The 18,647-nt window shown below is 61.9% G+C and carries 17 protein-coding genes and 1 pseudogene; 11 read left to right on the top strand and 7 right to left on the bottom strand.

Going from position 1 to position 18,647, the window contains the following annotated elements:
* Positions 1–61: 61 nt before the first annotated feature.
* The 3 genes from cydX to ACFJIU_RS29265 are packed head-to-tail and all read right to left on the bottom strand — an operon-like array spanning position 62 to position 2,941.
* On the bottom strand, positions 62–193 hold the full coding sequence (gene cydX, locus ACFJIU_RS29275) for a cytochrome bd-I oxidase subunit CydX (protein WP_129412790.1): 132 nt from the start codon (positions 191–193) through the stop codon (positions 62–64).
* 12 nt (positions 194–205) lie between these two features.
* Positions 206–1,357, bottom strand: a complete 1,152-nt coding sequence (gene cydB, locus ACFJIU_RS29270) for a cytochrome d ubiquinol oxidase subunit II (RefSeq protein ID WP_379065918.1) — start codon at positions 1,355–1,357, stop codon at positions 206–208.
* Positions 1,358–1,381: 24 nt separating this feature from the next.
* Complete coding sequence (locus ACFJIU_RS29265) at positions 1,382–2,941, bottom strand: cytochrome ubiquinol oxidase subunit I (RefSeq protein WP_379065916.1); 1,560 nt, start codon at positions 2,939–2,941, stop codon at positions 1,382–1,384.
* 171 nt (positions 2,942–3,112) lie between these two features.
* Here ACFJIU_RS29265 and ACFJIU_RS29260 point away from each other — a divergent pair, with 171 nt between their 5' ends.
* Both ACFJIU_RS29260 and ACFJIU_RS29255 read left to right on the top strand, forming a co-directional pair.
* Entirely contained in the window at positions 3,113–4,675 is a 1,563-nt protein-coding gene (locus tag ACFJIU_RS29260; protein ID WP_379065914.1) for an ATP-binding cassette domain-containing protein, read from the top strand.
* Positions 4,672–6,378, top strand: coding sequence for an ATP-binding cassette domain-containing protein (locus ACFJIU_RS29255; RefSeq protein ID WP_379065912.1), 1,707 nt, complete (start codon positions 4,672–4,674; stop codon positions 6,376–6,378). Before ACFJIU_RS29260 ends, ACFJIU_RS29255 begins: the two co-directional genes overlap by 4 nt.
* Here the strand turns inward: ACFJIU_RS29255 and ACFJIU_RS29250 are convergent.
* A complete protein-coding gene (locus tag ACFJIU_RS29250; protein ID WP_379065910.1) occupies positions 6,325–7,224 on the bottom strand; it encodes a LysR family transcriptional regulator in 900 nt (299 codons plus the stop codon). The genes ACFJIU_RS29255 and ACFJIU_RS29250 overlap by 54 nt on opposite strands.
* Before the next feature lie 127 nt (positions 7,225–7,351).
* On the opposite strand from ACFJIU_RS29250, the pseudogene ACFJIU_RS29245 reads away from it, so the two are divergent.
* Positions 7,352–8,126, top strand: a pseudogene (locus ACFJIU_RS29245) (SDR family oxidoreductase).
* Between the two features lie 128 nt (positions 8,127–8,254).
* Positions 8,255–9,448, top strand: a complete 1,194-nt coding sequence (locus ACFJIU_RS29240) for a low temperature requirement protein A (RefSeq protein ID WP_379065908.1) — start codon at positions 8,255–8,257, stop codon at positions 9,446–9,448.
* 34 nt (positions 9,449–9,482) lie between these two features.
* Here ACFJIU_RS29240 and ACFJIU_RS29235 read toward each other — a convergent pair whose 3' ends face one another.
* Positions 9,483–10,358 (bottom strand): LysR family transcriptional regulator, encoded by an 876-nt coding sequence (locus tag ACFJIU_RS29235; protein WP_379065906.1) that lies wholly within the window; start codon positions 10,356–10,358, stop codon positions 9,483–9,485.
* A 94-nt stretch (positions 10,359–10,452) separates the two neighbouring features.
* On the opposite strand from ACFJIU_RS29235, the gene ACFJIU_RS29230 reads away from it, so the two are divergent.
* Positions 10,453–10,683, top strand: coding sequence for a hypothetical protein (locus ACFJIU_RS29230; protein ID WP_379065904.1), 231 nt, complete (start codon positions 10,453–10,455; stop codon positions 10,681–10,683).
* A gap of 6 nt (positions 10,684–10,689) precedes the next feature.
* Here ACFJIU_RS29230 and ACFJIU_RS29225 read toward each other — a convergent pair whose 3' ends face one another.
* Positions 10,690–12,567, bottom strand: coding sequence for a diguanylate cyclase (locus ACFJIU_RS29225; protein WP_379065903.1), 1,878 nt, complete (start codon positions 12,565–12,567; stop codon positions 10,690–10,692).
* A 235-nt stretch (positions 12,568–12,802) separates the two neighbouring features.
* Between ACFJIU_RS29225 and ACFJIU_RS29220 the strand changes: the two genes are divergently transcribed.
* The 3 genes from ACFJIU_RS29220 to ACFJIU_RS29210 all read left to right on the top strand — a co-directional run bounded on the left by ACFJIU_RS29220 (position 12,803) and on the right by ACFJIU_RS29210 (position 15,330).
* The gene (locus ACFJIU_RS29220; protein WP_379065901.1) at positions 12,803–13,219 is read left to right on the top strand and encodes a hypothetical protein; all 417 of its coding nucleotides are present in this window, start codon (positions 12,803–12,805) and stop codon (positions 13,217–13,219) included.
* A gap of 230 nt (positions 13,220–13,449) precedes the next feature.
* Positions 13,450–13,815 carry a DUF2934 domain-containing protein gene (locus tag ACFJIU_RS29215; protein WP_379065899.1) on the top strand — a complete coding sequence of 122 codons (366 nt, stop codon included), beginning with the start codon at positions 13,450–13,452 and terminating at the stop codon, positions 13,813–13,815.
* A gap of 312 nt (positions 13,816–14,127) precedes the next feature.
* Entirely contained in the window at positions 14,128–15,330 is a 1,203-nt protein-coding gene (locus ACFJIU_RS29210; RefSeq protein WP_379065897.1) for an SRPBCC family protein, read from the top strand.
* Between the two features lie 64 nt (positions 15,331–15,394).
* Here the strand turns inward: ACFJIU_RS29210 and ACFJIU_RS29205 are convergent, their stop codons facing one another.
* Positions 15,395–16,258, bottom strand: coding sequence for a helix-turn-helix domain-containing protein (locus tag ACFJIU_RS29205; RefSeq protein WP_379065896.1), 864 nt, complete (start codon positions 16,256–16,258; stop codon positions 15,395–15,397).
* A 130-nt stretch (positions 16,259–16,388) separates the two neighbouring features.
* On the opposite strand from ACFJIU_RS29205, the gene ACFJIU_RS29200 reads away from it, so the two are divergent.
* The 3 genes from ACFJIU_RS29200 (at position 16,389) to ACFJIU_RS29190 (ending at position 18,603) form a co-directional block, all read left to right on the top strand.
* On the top strand, positions 16,389–17,321 hold the full coding sequence (locus ACFJIU_RS29200; protein WP_379065894.1) for a phytanoyl-CoA dioxygenase family protein: 933 nt from the start codon (positions 16,389–16,391) through the stop codon (positions 17,319–17,321).
* A 123-nt stretch (positions 17,322–17,444) separates the two neighbouring features.
* Positions 17,445–18,332, top strand: coding sequence for a DMT family transporter (locus ACFJIU_RS29195; RefSeq protein ID WP_379065892.1), 888 nt, complete (start codon positions 17,445–17,447; stop codon positions 18,330–18,332).
* 61 nt (positions 18,333–18,393) lie between these two features.
* Entirely contained in the window at positions 18,394–18,603 is a 210-nt protein-coding gene (locus ACFJIU_RS29190; protein ID WP_379065891.1) for a hypothetical protein, read from the top strand.
* Positions 18,604–18,647: the final 44 nt, after the last annotated feature.

Raw genomic sequence — 18,647 nt, 5'->3', positions numbered from 1 at the left:
GATCAATCTGGAGCTACCGAACTGACCAGCGCTCGATAGTCTCTGTCAATCGCGCAACCACCTAGGGCGTGGGCTGCTTCTGCGTCAGGTCCTGCGGCTGGTCGCGCAGGACGCGCAGTTCGTACCACAGCGCATTGAGAATGCCGACGGTGGCAGCGAGGCCGAGGCCGAGTATCCAGGCGAAATACCACATGACCGTTGCTCCTCAATAAGCGTGATCCGCTTCGCGGACGTCCTTCTCGCTCACCTTGCCCCACAGCACCCTGTAGACCCAGGCGGTGTAGATCAGGATGAGCGGCAGGAAGATCGCGGTGGCGAACAGCATGTTGCGCAGTGTCGCCCGGCTGGACGAGGCATCGAACACCGTCAGAGAATGATCGGGATTGGTGCTCGAGGGCAGGATGATCGGGAACATCGCCAACCCGACCGTGGCGATGATGCAGACGATCGAAAGCTGTGAGGCGAGGAAAGTCAGGCCGGCCTTGCGTGCGCGGAAACCTGCCGCGACTACCAGCGGCAGCAGCACGCCGAGCAACGGCGCCAGCCACAGCAGCGGCATGTTCTGGAAATTGTGCAGCCATGCGCCGGCATTTTCGGCAACCGTCTTGCGCAGCGGATTGGACGGTCCGTCCCACACGATCGGGCTCGTCACCTCATAGCCACCGAACCAGCCCAGCGAGATGAAAACGCCGCCCAGCGCGAACAGCACCGCGGCCAGCAGCGCAGCCTTCGGGCCGATTGATGCGGCGCGCTCGCCAACCACTCCGTCGGCCTTGAAGGCGAGCCATGCGGCGCCATGCATGACCAGCATCGCCACTGACACCAGTCCGCAGAAGATTGCCAGCGGGTTGAGCAGGCCAAAAAGGTTGCCTTCATAGATCGGGCGCAGATCATCGGTGAAATGGAAAGGCACACCCTGCAGGACATTGCCGATCGCCACGCCGAAGATCAGGGCCGGCACCGCGCCGCCGATGAACAGCGCCCAATCCCAGTTGTTGCGCCAGCGCTGGCTGTCGCGCTTGGAACGGTATTTGAAACCGACCGGCCGCAGGATCAGGGCGAACAGGACCAGGAACATCGCCAGGTAGAAGCCGGAGAAGCTCACCGCATAAAGCGCCGGCCAGGCGGCGAAGATCGAACCGCCGCCGAGGATGAACCACACCTGGTTGCCCTCCCAGACCGGGCCGACGGTGTTGATGGCGACGCGGCGCTCGATGTCGGTCTTGGCAACGAAAGGAAGCAAGGTGCCTACCCCCATGTCGAAACCGTCCGTCACGGCAAAGCCGATCAGCAGGATACCCAGCAAAACCCACCAGATCAGGCGAAGCGTGGTGTAGTCGAAAAGAAACTCGATCATGTCCGTGTTCCTTGATCCAGGTGCCTATTCCGCGGGAGCAAGTGTGGCGCTGCGCGAGGTCTCGGCATGCTCGGTTGCCGGCCCCTTGGCGATGGCGGCCAGCATCAGCCGGACTTCGATGACGGCCAGTGTGCCGTAGGCCAGCGTGAAGCCGAGTATGGTGATGATGAGATCGCTGATGCCGAGCTGGGAGGTTGCAAGGAAGGTCGGCAGCACCCCTTCGATGACCCAGGGCTGGCGACCGAATTCGGACACGAACCAGCCGACCTCGACCGCGATCCAGGGTAACGGCATCGCGAAGAGGGCCATGCGGAACAGCCAGCGCGGCGCCGGGGTCTCACGCATCGTGTACCACAGGGAAGTCAGGAACACGGCGAGCAGCAGGAAACCACACGCCACCATGATGCGGAACGTGAAGAAGATCGCGGGAACGGTGGGCACCGTATCCCACGCCGCCTGCTTGATCTGCTCCTCCGTCGCCTGGCGCGGATCGGCGACATAGCGCTTCAGAAGCAGCGCATAGCCGAGATCCGCACTGGTTGCGTCGAAGCGTGCGCGAGCAGCGGCATTGCCGTGGTCCGCCTTCAGTTGCTCCAGCGCATCATAGGCGGGAATGCCGTCCCGGATGCGCTTTTCCGCGCGTTCCACCAGTTCGAATATGCCGGGAATCTGCTTGTCGATCGAACGCGTGCCGATCAGTCCCATCACCCACGGAATCCGGATCGCGAAATGCGTGGTCTTGTCCTGCATGTCGGGAATGCCGATCGCAGTGAAGGAAGCCGGCGCGGGCTCGGTTTCCCACATCGCCTCCATGGCAGCCAGCTTCATCTTCTGGTTGTCGGTGATCTCATAGCCGCTCTCGTCGCCGAGCACGATCACGGAAAGCGCCGACGCGGTACCGAAGGCGGCGGCAATGACGAAGGACCGCTTGGCCAGCTCGATATGCCGGCCGCGCAGCATGTAGAAGGCCGAGATGCCAAGCACGAAGGTCGCGCCGCAGACATAACCGGCCGAAACCGTATGGACGAATTTGGCCTGCGCGACCGGATTGAACAGAACGGCGAGGAAGTCGGTGACTTCCATGCGCATCGTGTCGGGGTTGAAGGCAGCCCCGACAGGGTTCTGCATCCAGGCATTGGCGATCAGGATCCACAACGCCGAGAAGTTGGTGGCAAGCGCGACCAGCCAGGTGACGGCAAGATGCGCGCGGGCAGACAGCTTTTCCCAGCCGAAGAAGAACAGCCCGACGAAAGTGGCTTCCAGGAAAAAGGCCATCAGGCCTTCGATGGCCAGCGGCGCGCCGAAGACATCGCCGACATAATGCGAATAGAAGGCCCAGTTCATTCCGAACTGGAACTCCATGGTGATGCCAGTCGCGACACCGAGCGCGAAGTTGATGCCGAACAGCACGCCCCAGAACTTGGTCATGTCGCGCCAGATGGTGCGCTTGGTCATGACGTAGACCGTCTCCATCATCGCGATCATGATGGAGAGACCGAGGGTCAGCGGCACGAACAGGAAGTGATACATCGCGGTCAGCGCAAACTGCAGGCGCGACAATTCGACGAGTAGCGGATCGGTCATCTGGCGTCCCCTATAGGCGTCACGACGCTCACTATAAGACGAGCATAGAATGATGATTACAATAGCCTGCCTTGTGCCTCTTCGACGCAAGTCCGGGTGAACACCACGCAGATCGCAGCAAGGCAGATGAGCCCAGCCCCGAAACAGATATTTCCCGATATGGCATCCGGCATGCTCGCGAGGGCTCAGTCGCTTGCGGCTGGCGGACTGCGCGGCACGCTTCTGCTGCAGGTCTCGCGCACAGCGCTACGCCTGGTTTTCGCCGGTGCGCTCGCCATCTTTGCCGGCGTCATGATCGAGGTCGCAACCATTTCGACCCTTGCGGTCATCATTGGCCTTGCCGCGCTGTTTCTCGCTGCACTGGCCGGGTTTTTCGCCGATCGGCAGCAGGCCGTGTCGGAGTTTTCCGTGGCCGAGGGCCTGCGCGAAACTGTCCGGGAAAAGCTCGCCGCGATGCCGGCCCGCACGATACAGGCCTTGCCCGCAGGCGCGTTGATTGCCGGTCTCCAGCGCTATCCGGAAGCGCTGGCGGCACTTGTCGTCGGCCACCGCGCCGCAGCTCTCATGCTGGGCATCGTTCCGGTTCTGGTGGTGTGTGCAATCGTCGCAGTTTCCTGGCAGGCGGCATTGGCGCTGCTTTTTGCCACGCCTGTCATGATCGCGTTCTTCGTCCTGCTCGGCGGCGCGATCCATGCCAAGGCACAAAATCAGGAACACGCTTTCGGACAGTTGGCGACTCAGTTCGACGACCGCATCCGCACCTTGCCGACCATTCTCTCCACGCATGGCGTGGATCGCGAACGCCGGAAGCTGGAGGCCAGGATGACGGCTTATGCGGACAGCACCATGAGCATGCTGAGAGTGGCTTTCCTCAACGCAGGCGTCATCGATTTCTTCTCATCGCTTTCAATCGCCATCCTCGCCGTCTTCCTCGGCCTGGGACATCTCAAGCTCGCCGAGATTCCCGGCTTCTCTGGCATGCAGCTGTGGCAGAGCCTGTTCATCCTCATGCTGGCGCCGGAATTCTTCGCTCCCTTCCGCCGCTATGCGGAGCAGTATCACGCCAAGGCTGAGGGCAATGCAGCAGCAGTGGAATTGGATGGTTTCCTGGCTGAGCCGGCCGCTCCTGAACGGACGACCGCCCGCGATCGCTCCGAGAGTGACCTGCACCTGCCACGAAGGGGTCTCGTCGCCATCGTCGGCGAAAGCGGGTCAGGGAAATCGACATTGTTGCGCCGGCTTGCGGGCGTTGAAGCACCCACCGCGGCAGAGTCCACGGAGCCGCATCCAGTTTTCACGGATGGCGTCGCCTGGATCTCGGCGGACGTTGCGGTGCCCACCGGTACGCTCGCGGATGCGCTTTCCTGGCACCGGGCGGATCGCGACCCGGCAGGGCTGTCGTCTGCGGCGGAACGTGTCGGTCTGCTGGACGACACCCTGTTGCCGGGAGGATTGAATGCGCGGATAAGGGCAGGCGGCGAGAACCTGTCCGGCGGCCAGCGCCTCAGGATCGGCGTTGCGCGCGCCCTGATATCCGATCGCCCGATCTTTGCCGACGAACCGACCGCCAAGCTCGATGCCGCCAACGCCGCACGTGTCAGGGCAGCTCTGGCCGACCGCGCTCGCGAAAGGCTGGTGGTGGTGGCAACCCATGACCCGGAGTTGAAGGTGCTGGCGACGCTGATTGTCGATCTCGACCGGCAGCGGCCCGTTCACCCGGAGGTCGCACTATGAGCCTCTCCATGTCGCCAGAGACCAGGAAAGAAAGCGGCGCCTCGCACGGCTCGGTTTTCTGGTGGCGCCTGGCTGCGCTGCTTGCGCTGGTGGCGTTGTTCGCCGGCATCCTGCTGACCGGTGTTTCGGTATGGTTTCTGGGTTCCGTTGCCCTGGCCGGGGCCGGTGGAGCCGCCTACACCTTCAATTTCCACATCCCTGCCGCTTTGATCCGGATGTTCGCCATGGCCCGCACGGCCGCCAAATATGGCGAGCGTCTCGTCGGCCACAAGGCAGCCCTGCTTGACCAGGTATCGCGCCGCGCGGCGTTGTTCTCGGCGATGGCTGCCGCGCCAAAGGTGCGCGGCGCAGGTTGGCAGCTTGGCGACCAGGACAGGCTTGCGGATTTCATCGACGATGTCGAGAACATGGATTTAGCCAGGCTCAGGGTCGGGTTACCGCTGCTGGCAACGGCCGCGGGTCTTGTATTTGCTGCGGCGGTCACGTTCTTTGTCGCCCCGATGGCTTTGGCTGCCATCTTGCCAATTCTGCTTGGCGTCGCCGCCCGCGCGCGCTGGCTTCTACCGAGCCTGGCAAGGGATTGGCATTCCGCCCGCCTTCGCAGGCGTGCGGCAGGCCGCCGGCTCGGCGCCGGCCTTGGCGCGGTTGTCCCGTTGCAGGCGGAGCACGTCTGGTCGAAGACATTGAGCGCATCGTTCGCCGCCCTTTCAAGCGCTGATGCACATTTGCTCCGCTCACGACAGAGGATGGCTGTCGCCGATACGCTTGTTGGCTTGCTCGGCCCCGCCTGCGGCGTGGTCGTGCTGGCAACTGCATGGCTGGACGGGCTGCGCGGTGAAGCCCTGCTTCCAGCTGCATTTGTCGCCTTCGCATGGCTTGCGGTGGGCGAGGCCATGCAAGGCGCCTCACGCATCCTGCTTGCCCGGGTCAAGGAGGAAGCCGCCTCAAGAACGTTGAAAGCGTGGTCCGCAGGCACGTCGCACGACGATGTGCGCGCCGGCGACGAAAAGCCTTTCCGTTTGGGTCGACTGGAAATCGAGGCTCTGACACGCTGTGCACCAGACGGCAGGCCGCTCGGCGATACAGTGGATTTCATCCTGGAAGCCGGACATCCGACGGTGCTTTCCGGGCCAAGCGGCGCCGGCAAGACATCCCTGTTGAAACAGGTTGCCGGATGGCTGGACGCCGATGGCGATGGCAAGCTGCTTGGCGACGGCAGCATGCTTTCGCCGCCCTCGCGCAGGCAGCTCACTTTTCTTGGGCTGCACGACGCCGCGGTGCTTTCGGATTCGGTACGCGAGAACCTGTTCGCACCGGGCGCGACCGACGCTGAATGCTGGGCGGCACTCGACACCGTCGAGCTTGGCGAACGTGTGCGGCTCACCGGCGGGCTGGAAGGCTGGATCACCCAGGACAGGCTTTCACTCGGCGAAGCGCATCGGCTCAACCTCGCCCGTGCACTGCTGAGCCCGCTTCCCCTGATCCTGCTCGACGAACCCGGTGAGCATCTGGACACGCTGCAGGCTCGCCGCATTGTCGAGCGTTTGAGCACTCATCTTCAGGATCGTATCCTGCTGGTCTCCAGCCACAAGGCATCAGATAGCTGGAAAGGGGCGCGGGAATTCAGGCTTGCGTCGAGCGATGCGACGCTATCTGACGGCGTCCCTCAACAACCCCTCCAGCCAGTCGGCAAAGATATGTAGCCGACGGGACAGATGCTGTCTGGTTGGATAGAGGATCGTCATCGCCATCGGCTCCGCTCGAAAGCCCGGCAACACCTCGACGAGTTCGCCGGCCTCAAGATGCGAGCGGACGTCATAGGCTGGGATCTGGATCAGGCCCAGCCCGGCAAGACAACAGGCGATGCAAGCCTCCGCGCTGTTGGCGGTGACGCGGCCACGCATCGGGAGAGACCGCAAGATGCCATTCTCCAGCCATTCCCAATCGTCGATACGGCCACTCGAAGGAGACGCATAGTTGACCGCCAGATGATCCTTCAGATCATCTGGCACCGCCGGCGTGCCATGGCGTTCGAGATAGGCGGGACTGGCAACGTTGATGAGAGGCAACTGTCCGATCGAACGCGCTATAAGGCCCGAATCCGCCAAAGGACCGACCCGCAGGACGCAATCGACACTGTCCTCGATGAGGTTGACGGCACGATCGGTAGCACCGAGGTCGACATCGATCTTAGGGTATTTTTCCAGGAAACCCGGCAGAGCCGGGGCGATGATCAGGCGCCCGATGCGGCTTGGCACATCGACCTTCAACCGGCCGGAAGGCGCCGATCCGGCTTGCCTGAACAAGGTTTCCATTTCCTCGACATCGGCGACCAGGCGCAGGCAGCGATCATAAAAGGCGGCGCCGTCCTGGGTGGGTGAAACATGTCGTGTCGTCCGGTGCAGCAACCGGACGCCGACACGGTCTTCCAGCTCGATGACCGCCGCCGAGACGGATGAGCGCGGCATTCCCAGTGTCGCCGCCGCGCGGGTGAAACTGGAGCATTCAACAACACGCGCAAAGACGCGGAACAGGTCTATCCGATCCAAATCCAGGCACCCTCATTGGTATTCATTTCTGACAAGTGATGTCAGTAACGCCAGCTTTATACGCCGGTTTCGGACGATACATGTTGTCGTGATCGCCGCAAAGACAGGAAGCAAAGGAGGCCACGTCATGACCGATCACAGCATCAAGGGCAAAACCGTTCTCATCGCCGGAGGCGCAAAGAACCTCGGAGGGCTGATCGCCCGCGATCTCGCGGCACACGGCGCCAGGGCCGTTGTCATCCACTACAACAGCGCAGCCACCAAGGCCGCTGCCGATGCAACGCTTGCCGCGGTGGAAGCTGCCGGCGCCAGGGCGGTGGCACTCCAGGCGGACCTCACCACGGCCGGTGCCATCGAAAAGCTCTTTGCGGATGCGGTTGCCGCGGTCGGTCGGCCCGACATCGCCATCAACACCGTCGGCAAGGTGCTGAAGAAGCCGATGGTCGAGATTTCGGAGGCCGAATATGACGAGATGAGCGCGGTGAACGCCAAGACGGCCTTCTTCTTCCTTAAGGAGGCAGGCAGGACCATCAATGACAACGGCAAGATCTGCACCCCTGGTGACCTCGCTGCTCGGCGCCTTCACGCCCTTCTACTCCAGCTATGCCGGCACCAAGGCACCCGTGGAACACTTCACGCGTGCAGCCTCCAGGGAGCTCGGCGAGCGTGGCATCTCGGTGACGGCGATCGGACCGGGCCCGATGGACACACCCTTTTTCTATCCGGCCGAAGGTGCCGATGCGGTCGCCTACCACAAGACAGCCGCGGCACTGTCGAACTTCTCCAGGACCGGTCTCACCGACATCCAAGACATCGTGCCGTGGATCCGCATGCTGGTCTCCGAAGGCTGGTGGATGACGGGGCAGACCATCCTGGTCAATGGTGGCTACACCACCAAGTAGGCAGGCACTCCTGCGACCACGATCGGCGGGGATCTTCGCGAAGCCTGTGAAGAACCCCGCCTGCAACGATTGCGGTCAGCTCGCGTCGGTGTTCAATTTGACGTTGTCTTTTTCGAGGGGAACGCGGGATGACTGTTGAAGCGAGCAAGATGACCGGGCATCACCCTCTGCTGCGGCGGCGTGACGGCCATCACGCCCGCGTCACGTTCGAGGAACTGTTCTTCGATCTGGTCTATGTGTTTGCGGTCACCCAGCTCAGCCACGAGCTGTTGACCAATCTGACCCCGACCGGTGTCGTCGAAACCTTGATCCTGTGGTTCGCGGTCTGGCTCGGCTGGCAGTACACGTGCTGGTTCACCAACTGGTTCGATCCTGAAACACCCCGCATTCGCGGCACGCTGTTCGGCGTGATGCTGGCGGCTCTTATCATGGCCTCGGCCATCCCCGGGGCTTTCGGCGATCGCGGACTGGTCTTTGCACTGGCCTATGTCGCGATACAGGTCGGCCGTACGGCCTACGTGGTCTGGGAGCTGGGACCGAACCACCCGCTTTCCGCCAATTACCGGCGCATGCTGGGCTGGCTTTTGATCGCGGCGGTGTTCTGGATCGGCGGTGCTCTCGCCGAACACTGGACCCGCGCGGCACTATGGGCCGTTGCGATCGCCTGCGAATATCTGTCGCCGATGTTCGGTTTTGCGCTCCCCGGATTCGGTCGTTCCAGGACGAGCGACTGGACCATCGAGGGCGGACATCTGGCGGAACGCTGCCAGCTGTTCGTCATCGTAGCGCTTGGCGAAACGTTGCTCGCTACCGGCGCAACGCTGGGCCGCGCGGAAGTATGGGAGCCTGCCGTGCTGTCGGCCCTGCTCGCCACCTTCCTCGGCACGCTGGCGATGTGGTGGCTGTATTTCGGCACATCGAGCAAGGATGCCACCGAAACCATCACCCGTTCCGACGACCCCGGCCGGCTCGGCGCCTATTTCCACTATATCCATGCCGTGCTGATCGGCGGCATCATCGCCACGGCCGTCGGCAACGATCTTGTGCTTGCGCATCCGCATGACGGCTTGAAAATGGCCTATGCCCTGACATTGTGCGGCGGACCGGCGATCTACCTGCTTGGCAGCGCCATCTACAAGAAGGTGGTGTATGGCACGGTCCCGGTTTCCCATATTGCCGCCATCGTCGCGCTTGCGGTGCTGTTCCCCCTATCCTTCAGCGTCGACCTTTTGACCATGGGCTGGCTGACCACCATCGTCATGCTGGCGGCAAGCCTGTGGGAGACCTGGAGGGGACGCAGCATCGAAAGACCCACACACTGAAAACGGCGATCGGCCTCGAAAAAATGTCGCGGGATCATCGCCCGCCGACCATTGTGTGTCTCCTGAAGGCTTCGCGGATCGCCTCCGCCATGGCCGTGACGGCCTTGCCTGTCGCATTCTTGCGCCGATACATGACCACGGTGGACGCATCGATATCACCGAAGCCATCGGCCGCCGTGAGCTCGCGGCAGCCTGGCGGAATGTTGCTGCGGGAAAGCGGGGCAATGGCAAGGCCGGATGACACCGCCAGCTTTAGCCCGCCACTGGTGTCGCTGCGATAGACAACGCGGTAGGCGCGGCCACTGCCTTCCAACGATCGGATAGCGAACTCCCTGCACCAGCTGGAGCTTTCGTACAATGCGATTGGCATCGGCAGCTCCTCGTGCATCCCATGGACTTCGGATGTCGTCCACACGGTCGGGTCGACCATTAGCACTTCCCCAAGCGGGGCACTTTCCCATTCGAAGACCACGGCAAGGTCCAGGTCGCCTCGTTCGAGCGCCGCCTTCTGAACGGCGGACCAGGCATGCTGAACGATGATCTCCACATTGGAATGCGCCTTGCCGAAGTCCCGCAGCGTGCGCGACAGGATCGACGCTCCGTACTCCTCGGGTATGCCGATGCGGACACGGCCTTCGAGCTCCGGCGCGCTGAGTGAAGCAGCCGTTTCATCGAGCAGGTCGACGATCCGTCGCGCTTTCACGAGCAATTCGTTGCCTCTGCGGGTCAGCGTGACACCGCGCGGGCCGCGCTCGAAAAGCCGGACGCCGACATGCTCCTCGAGACGCTTCATCTGCATGCTGATTGAGGATTGGGTTCGCCCGAGCGTGGCTGCCGCGCGTGTGAAGTTTTCCAAATCCGCGATGGCAACGAAGCTGCGCAGCAGATCACTGTCTAGCTGGATGTTCATGCTGAGGCATTCCAATCGATGATGACAGGCATCATCGATATTCGTTTGTCAAATGTCAAACCCGAGCGCTAGCGTCGATCTCGAAACTTCCGGAGTGCCCATCCAGATGGCCATCACCACTGCCTGGTTCAGCAGCAGCGAGCGGACCGGCCAGCCGCTGGTGGCTGCACGTCGGCCGTCGATCGGCCCGATGCTCACCTTGCTGCTGGCCCGGCGAGACGACCGATTGCTGCGCGACGCGGGACTGACCCGCGAGGAAGTGCTGGGCGAAGCAGCATTTTTCTGGGCGGAATGGTCGCGGCAGCGTACGCCCTGGGACCTGTAGCCGACCTCAGGCCCGAAGCCGCTGGCTATCCTTGCCTCCGGGTCGGCGTGCGATGATGGTCGGAGCCACGGACACACGATTGCGACCATCCGACTTCGCCCGGTAGAGCGCCTTGTCCGCTCGCTCCACCAGATGGCGCCAGTCGCGCGGGCCTCGCCGGCCGCAAGCAACGCCAAAGCTGGCCGTGATGGTGATGTGCTGGCCATCCGAGAGTATGAAGCGGTGGTTCTGCAATTTGGTCCGGATCGTTTCAGCCAGACGTCCGGCCTGATCGAGGTCGGCACGGGAAAGCAGCAAGGCGAATTCTTCGCCGCCGAAACGGGCGACGACACAATCGATTGGCGCCTCACGCTGCAGAAGCCTGGCCGTTTCGATCAACACGCGGTCGCCGGCGAGATGGCCATGGGTGTCGTTGATGCTCTTGAAATGATCTATGTCGATCATGATCAGAGCCAGCGCATCACCTGTCGGCAGTCCTTCCCCTCCGTTTTGGGCAATGTAGTCGAGCATGCGCCGGTTCAACGCGCCAGTCAGGCCGTCTGTTTCGGCTTGCAGCCGCAGCTCGCTGGTAAGGGAGGCGCGTTCGCGCATGCGATCCTGAAGCACGTCGATTGCATCGAACAGACGCGCCATTTCGCCCGCACCGCCAGGATCGGACCTTACCGCCAGCGGACGGTCCTCTGCCAGTCCGATCACTTCCTCCCGCGCCTGCAGCAAGGGGCGAAAAACATCGCGTCGCACCGACAGGAGTACGCCGATCAGCACGCTGAGCACGATCGTGGTCGCCAGTGCGACGATGGCCAGTAGCCTCAGCGCGGCGTCGCGCCCGGCAGCGACCCTCGACACGGTTTCATCGAGAAAAGCCGTGCGATAATCCTCCACCGACTTCATGGTCGGCACAAAGGCTCTGGTCAATTCGACCGCAGTGATCGGATAGTCGCTGGTATCCTTGCCTTGTTTGATGATGGCATCGACCATGCTCATGCCGACCCCAAAGAAAAGCGTGTCGATGGCGGCCTGGTTATGCGCAAGCTCCGGCATCGCATTGAGAACGGTCTGGCCGCGCAGCATGTTCCATATCTGATGGATGCGCCCCTGATCCCGGCGCGCTTCGATGATGTTTTCCAGCGGGATGCGCTGGCGCGACGCCAACGGCGCAATCACCTCCGAGGCTATCCGACCGCCATACTCGCGCAGATCCGCCAGCATCTGGCCGACAAGTACGGGCTCCGACAGGCCACTGCCGTGGCCGATCAATTCGTTCGCGCGCCACGCCACCACGGCACGAAAGTGATCCGATACGCCGAACATCGCCTCGATAGCCTCTTGCATGGCATCAAGCTTGGCCTTGCCGCCCTGGACGGTAGCGGCGTGATCGACCTTGATCCTGGCGATGGAGAGGCTTTTGGTCACCGCTTCGAGCAGCTCGGACGGAATAGGATGGTCGTGAAGCAGGACCGGCACATCCCGCGCTGTAGCCAGACTGGCGAGCCCGGTGTCGCTGCGGGCGCGGAAATCGGCGAGCCGTTTCCACGCAGCATCGCTTGGATCCGACATCACATCATTGGCCGGGCCTCGCTCGGCTGAAATGAAATTCGCGGTATCGAGTATCTGGCGGAAATACTGGATATCGTAATGATCCTGCCTTGCTTCCGCAAAATCATTCCAGGCACGCGACAGGATCATGGCGGCCAGCACCGCCGCACACAGGATGGCCAGGCCGATGCTGAACGAGAGTTTGGGATAGAGACGCTGATCCCGCTTCATCAGACGTGAGCGCATCGCGCGGAAAGACCATGCCTCTGCAGGCCGGCTTTCGCCGAAAGCCTGCATCATGGCAGTGGAGGCTGTAGTGCGTGTCTCGTGGGAAGCAGTGTTGATCATCAAGGAATGTCTGGGAGTGAACTCGTCTAGGCACGGTTTAGCCGCTTTCGCCTGCCGTTTGGTGAAGCCGATTGGTAAACCGGAATAAAATGCCTCGAACGCTTTTTTGATGGCGGCGCTCCTTAACACGCAAATTTTATACATGTTCCGTCGCCGTGGCGATTTGAAACAGCCCGCACATTGCGGACACCAATTGGTCACGAAATAACCCGGTGAGCGGCGGCTTCAGGACTCATTGTCGTATTCTTCTGGCTGGCCAGCGGGGGCCAACCGGAAAGGGAAACCCATGCACAAGGCTTTATTGCTTGCGGCCAGTATTACTTTCGTCGGCGCCGTGGCTGCGAATGCTCAATCATCGCCTACGCCACAAACACCGGCCAATCCGCCGGCGGCGGCTCCAAGCGAAGCACCGAAGATCCAGCGCATCAATGTGGTCGATGTCAGCGAATTGCCCCAGGCGACGCAGAAGGAAGTCGAACAGGTGGTCGCACAAGGCACCGACGACAGCCTGAAACAGTTGCGCAGCAATATCGATGCCGTCCCCGAAGCCAAGGCCGCCTTGAAGGCCAAGGGTTCGACATCGGCGCAGGTCGTGGCAACGAGCATGGGCCAGGACGGCACCCTGACGCTGATCACGAAGAAAAACAGCTAGATCATCTCACATCAAAGCGCGCAAAACCCTGGCCTCGGCCAGGGTTTTCGTTGAGGTTGAGGGGCAGCCGAGAACCTCGTGACCCGAGCGTCCTCCGCTTCACGGAAACACGCCCAATCCATGCACTTGCCACCGTCGTCACCTTGCGGAAATATGCGGACGTTCAACCTGCGGCTGCGCATGGTTCGCTGCGTCGCGCGGGTATGCGTCGAACATCAGGAGAGATGTCCATGGCAGACGACAGGCAAGAACGCATCCGGCAGCGCGCCCACGAAATCTGGGAACGTGAGGGCAGGCCGCACGGCGCCCACGAACGCCACTGGCATCAGGCCGCCGGCGAGATCGAGATCGAAGAGAGCAAGGGCAAAAAGCCAGCCCGTGCTGCTGCCGTAAAACCCACCAAGGCAGCAGCCCCCGCCAAGCCGAAGGCTGCGGCGAAACCGGCAAAGGCGCCAACCAGGACAGCTGCACCCGCCAAGGCAGCAGCCACGGCGAAGGCTCCGGCCAAGACTGCAAAGCCAGCGGCGAAGGTTGCCGAGGCCAAACCCGCCGCCAAGAAGGCGGCGAAACCGAAGTCGCCTGCCAAGGCTGGATAACCAGCGCCGTCATTGTCGCTTGCTACAACGCGTTCCGAAGGCCGGACCGGCCTTCGGGCATGTCTTTGCATGCCATGTCGAGTGCGATCGAGCTGGCAATTCGACTTGGTGAGGCACGTATGATTTCCATGCCCTTTTCGCGCGCTAGGCAGCCAGTGCCGGACGGCGACTAAGTGTCGGGAAAGACGGGAAAATTCCCGATCCAGGGACGGGATGCCTTCGCATATGCGAAAGCGTGAAATCCGCAAACCATTGCATTTCAATAACAAATATGCTTTTATTGAATGATTATTCAATAAGAAAGCACTCAATATGAACCCACATTTTCGCGATGTGGCGATCCCCAACGATTGGGACCGCAGTGGCTTGCCAGGCTGGGCCTACCATTCCGACGCGCTGCTGGAACTGGAGAAGGAGCATCTGTTCCGCACCCATTGGCAGATCGCCGGCCACATCTCCGACGTACCCAATCCAGGCGATTATCTGACCATGGACGTGGTCGGGGAGCGTGCGTTGATCGTGCGCGGCAAGGACGGCCTCGTGCGCGGCTTCCACAATCTCTGCCGGCATCGCGGCAGCCGCGTGGTCGCCGACAATCAGGGCCATTGCGCCAATGCGCTGGTCTGCCCTTTCCATGGCTGGGTCTACAATCTCGACGGCACGTTGCGTGGTGCCGCCCGTCCCCGCTCCTTCCCGGAGCTGGACAAGACCGAATTCGGCCTGAAGCCGCTCGACCTGGAGATCTGGATGGGCTTCATCTTCATCCGTTTCCGCGATGGCGGACCACAACCGGCCATAGCCGACTTGCTGAAGCCGATCGAGGCGGAGTTCGCGCCCTACCGTGCCGCCGAGATGGTGCCGTCCTGGGGCATCTGGACCCAGAAGAGCCCGGTCAACTGGAAATCGGTGCGCGATGTCGACAATGAAGGCTATCACGTCGCGATGGCGCATCCCGCCCTGCAGGACCTCTATGGCTCTACCTACTACGACGAGCCTTTCATCAATGGCGTCTCGCGCTCCTTCGCAACCTACAATCCGCACGCCGGTCGCCGCTGGAGCGTCAAGAACTATGTACGGATTGCACCGCAGCCGGACCATCTTCCCGAGACGCAGAAGAAGGCCTGGATCTATTATGGTCTGTTTCCCAACGCCGTCATCGCGGTAACGCCGGAATCGGTTCAATTCTATCAGGAGTTCCCGCTGTCGACCGGCGAGACGCTGCTGCGCGGTGCCATCTACCGCTACGCCGACGAGAGCCGCGAGCAGGCTGCCGCTCGCTATCTTGCTTTCCGCATCGACCGCGACACCATGGCCGAGGACGTGCAGCTTTCGGTCTGGTCGAACGAATCCATGCTGTCGGAGGCCTTTGCCGGCTTCTATATGTCCGACCTCGAATATGGCGTACGGACGCATCACGACCATCTGCGCCAGCAATTGCCGGTGCTGTCGTTGGAAGTCCAGCCAGCCGAGAAGGATATGGATGCGCTCAACGCCGCGCTGCTCAGCCGGGTGTGACTGACCGCCGCGGTCCTCGCGCAGCGACGAAACTGTGAAGTCGCGGGGAAGACCTCAGTTCGATCTATTGCAACCTGAACCGCGCTCGGTAGTCACGAGGCGACATGCCACGCAGACGGCGGAAATGCCGGTTGAAGTTCGCCAGCGAACCATAGCCGACGGCGCCTGCGATATGCTGGATCGGCTGGCTCGTCCCCGACAGACGTGCGCAGGCATCGCCGATGCGCAGCCGGATGATGTAGTCGGAAATCGTCGCGCGCATATGCCGGCAAAACAGCCTGTGTGTTCCGGAAACGCTGAGCGCGGCGATGCCGGCAAGCTCCTCCAGCCGAATCTCCTGGGTATAGGATTGATGGATGTGGGTCAGCACCCGGTCGATCCGCTCAGCACCGACCTCGCGCTCCATCGGCACCAGGGCCTCGCTGGAAAGCGGTTCGATTTCGGCATCACCCGCGAGCCTGTCGAGGATGGCGAGCATGGCGAGCAGCCGCTGCGGCGCGGGTAGCTCGAACAGCCGCTTGAAGTCATCGGCGAGCGCAACGGCCGCTTCGGTCGAGAAACGCAGACCGGTGCCAGCTTTGGCAACAAGCGCGCCGACGGCGCCCAGTTCGACCGATGAACGGGTGATCGCTTCGATCCAATCCTGTTTGAACCACACCACCAGCGCGATATGCGGCAAGGACGGATCGAGTTTTTCCGAGGACGACCATGTGTGCGGCAGGTTGGAGCCAACCAGGACCAGGTCGATCCCATCGAAAGTACCGACGTGATCGCCGATGAAACGGTGCCCGCGCGAGTTCAGCGTCAAGGTCAGCTCGAGTTCCGGATGATGATGCCACTGGAACGGAATGCCGTCGTCGAGCCGCCGGTTCAGCATGCTCCAGGAAGCGTCGAGACTGGCTGGCACCCGCTCGAGATAGGGCTTCATACGGCGCTGCCTTGTTTCAAAACGCCAGAATAGTACCATAAATTGCTGGTGCAGGACAACACGACTTCCCCTGCTTCTTTATTCTTCCGCTCATGCCCCACCATTGGGTGCGCCAGCCAGGGAGAGAGCCATGCAAGCAGCAGCCGTGAAAGACCATCACCCAACCACGAAGATGTCGACCCAGTTGAAGGACATCGAGAAGACGCTGCCGTTGCGCGTGCTGTCCGAAGACGACTGGCAGCACTGGATCACCAATGGCTACGTCATCGTGCGCCAGGCTGTGCCTGCCGAGAACGTCAAACGGCTGGTGGATCTCCTGTGGCGCTTCGATGAGAAGGACCCGACGGATCCTTCCACCTGGTATGCGCCGCAACGACGCGAGCACAAGATGAAGGAGCTCAACAACACCGGCATGCTGGAGATCTACAATCACCAGTATCTCTGGGACAATCGCATGGAGCGGCGCATCTACGACGCCTTCGTCGACATCTGGGATCGCGAAGACCTGTGGGTGACCATCGACCGCGCCAACCTCAACCCGCCGAAAAAGGTGAAGGGCAACCCGAACGGCTTCATCCATTGGGATGTCGACACCTCGATGCGCCCGATGCCGATCGGTGTGCAAGGGGTGCTCAGCCTGCAGAAGCAGGACGGCGATGTCGGCGGCTTCCAATGCGTGCCGAAGCTGTTCTCCGATTTCGAGGCCTGGGAGAAGACCCAGCCCGCCGATCGAGACCCGATGCATCCCGACATGACCGGTCAGGCAACCGTCAACATCGAGATGGAAGCCGGCGACCTGATGATCTTCAACTCGCTGCTTGCCCATGGCGTGCGGCCCAACCATTCCGACAACCGCGTGCGCATGGCGCAGTATATCTCCATGCATCCGGCAGAATGGGACGACGAGGCGGAGCGCCAGGAACGCCTCCGGCTGTGGCGGGAACTCGACCATCCGCAGCGTGACGCCTTCCCGGGCGACCCGCGTGAATGGGAAAAACACAACGCCAGGACTGCAAGCCTGACGCCGCTGGGCGAGAAGCTGCTCGGCCAGACGCGCTGGTAGGATCTATCGGCCGGCGACGTCACACTCCCTTCTTCACCAACGCCGAAGAAGGGAGTGAATTCTGCCTGTCTGGATCAATATCTTCGACTGTAACGGCATGAGGCTTAGCGCTAGAAGCCGCGCATGAGCGCATCCGCCGGCCTATCCCCGCAGACCCGAGGCATCCTGCTGATGGCCGCGGTGGCCTTTGCCATCCAGATCGTCGACGGGCTGGCGAAATATCTGAGTGCCGACTATTCGCCGCTCTTCATCGGCTGGGCGCGCTATGCTGTGGCCACTATTGTCGTTCTGCCTTACGCCTTTGCGCGCCACGGCTGGCACGTGTTCCCCTCTGAACGCCTCGGCGCGCACATGCTGCGCACCATCCTGCTGGTCACGGCGATGACACTCTATTTCGTCGCCATCACCTTCATCCCGCTGGCCACCGCCATCAGCGCCTATTTCATCGCGCCCATCATCGGCATGGTGCTGTCGGTGCTCATCCTCAAGGAACGCATGACGTCGGTGAAGGGCATCAGCCTGGTGCTTGGTTTCGCCGGCGCCATGGTAATCCTGCAGCCGGGCAGCACGATTGACCCCGGCATTCTGCTGGCGCTCGCCTCGGGCTTGTGTTTCGCCTTCTACATGATCGTCACCCGAAAGGCCGCGCTGGAAAGCGACCCGCTCAAGACACTGGCCTTCCAATGCGCCTTCGGTGCGCTGATCCTGTTGCCGCAGGCCCTGTTCACCTGGTCCACACCTGCCTGGAGCGACCTCATCTTTTTCGCCGGAGTGGGTATCTTTTCCCTGATCGGTCATTTCATGCTGATCGTCGCCTTCCGGCTTGCCGAAACATCGGTGCTGGCACCACTTGTCTACCTCGAACTGGTGGGGGCAGCCATCATCGGCTATCTCGCCTTCAACGAGGTTCCCGGCCCGGCCACCATCGCCGGCGCTGCTCTTATCGTCCTTGCCGGCCTGATCCTGCTTTGGCAAAGCAAGACGATCCGCGTCGATGAACCAGTCGCCTAGCTCGGGTCCACAAACACCTTCGACCATGCGATAGTCAGCCTCCACACAAGGAGGCGGCGATATGGACGCATGGCTCTATCTGCTGATCCCGGTGGCGATTGTCGCCGCGATCTTCCTCGGCATCAAATACCGCACGTCCAGCCGTCAGTTCATGGTGCCGCTCGTCGGTGGTTCCCTGGGATCCGGCGATGGCGGAGGGCATTATGGCGGCGACCACCATTCCGGAGGAGGTCACGGGGGTGGCGACAGTGGTGGTGGCAGCGACGGCTGAAGCAATTCCAGCAAAGCACGCAGCGGTATTACGCTCCGAATTGC

The sequence above is a fragment of the Mesorhizobium sp. UC74_2 genome (genome assembly GCF_042701485.1).
Taxonomy (GTDB): Bacteria; Pseudomonadota; Alphaproteobacteria; order Rhizobiales; family Rhizobiaceae; genus Mesorhizobium.
Note: the sequence above shows the minus strand (reverse complement) of the source record. Positions and strands in the feature narration are given on the sequence as shown.

Excerpts from the sequence above, each read along its gene's own strand:
- cydX (WP_129412790.1), bottom strand. The coding sequence starts at position 193 with ATGTGGTATTTCGCCTGGATACTCGGCCTCGGCCTCGCTGCCACCGTC.
- cydB (WP_379065918.1), bottom strand. The coding sequence starts at position 1,357 with ATGATCGAGTTTCTTTTCGACTACACCACGCTTCGCCTGATCTGGTGG.
- ACFJIU_RS29265 (WP_379065916.1), bottom strand. The coding sequence starts at position 2,941 with ATGACCGATCCGCTACTCGTCGAATTGTCGCGCCTGCAGTTTGCGCTG.
- ACFJIU_RS29260 (WP_379065914.1), top strand. The coding sequence starts at position 3,113 with ATGCTCGCGAGGGCTCAGTCGCTTGCGGCTGGCGGACTGCGCGGCACG.
- ACFJIU_RS29255 (WP_379065912.1), top strand. The coding sequence starts at position 4,672 with ATGAGCCTCTCCATGTCGCCAGAGACCAGGAAAGAAAGCGGCGCCTCG.
- ACFJIU_RS29240 (WP_379065908.1), top strand. The coding sequence starts at position 8,255 with ATGACTGTTGAAGCGAGCAAGATGACCGGGCATCACCCTCTGCTGCGG.
- ACFJIU_RS29235 (WP_379065906.1), bottom strand. The coding sequence starts at position 10,358 with ATGAACATCCAGCTAGACAGTGATCTGCTGCGCAGCTTCGTTGCCATC.
- ACFJIU_RS29225 (WP_379065903.1), bottom strand. The coding sequence starts at position 12,567 with ATGATCAACACTGCTTCCCACGAGACACGCACTACAGCCTCCACTGCC.
- ACFJIU_RS29215 (WP_379065899.1), top strand. The coding sequence starts at position 13,450 with ATGGCAGACGACAGGCAAGAACGCATCCGGCAGCGCGCCCACGAAATC.
- ACFJIU_RS29210 (WP_379065897.1), top strand. The coding sequence starts at position 14,128 with ATGAACCCACATTTTCGCGATGTGGCGATCCCCAACGATTGGGACCGC.
- ACFJIU_RS29205 (WP_379065896.1), bottom strand. The coding sequence starts at position 16,258 with ATGAAGCCCTATCTCGAGCGGGTGCCAGCCAGTCTCGACGCTTCCTGG.
- ACFJIU_RS29200 (WP_379065894.1), top strand. The coding sequence starts at position 16,389 with ATGCAAGCAGCAGCCGTGAAAGACCATCACCCAACCACGAAGATGTCG.
- ACFJIU_RS29195 (WP_379065892.1), top strand. The coding sequence starts at position 17,445 with ATGAGCGCATCCGCCGGCCTATCCCCGCAGACCCGAGGCATCCTGCTG.
- ACFJIU_RS29190 (WP_379065891.1), top strand. The coding sequence starts at position 18,394 with ATGGACGCATGGCTCTATCTGCTGATCCCGGTGGCGATTGTCGCCGCG.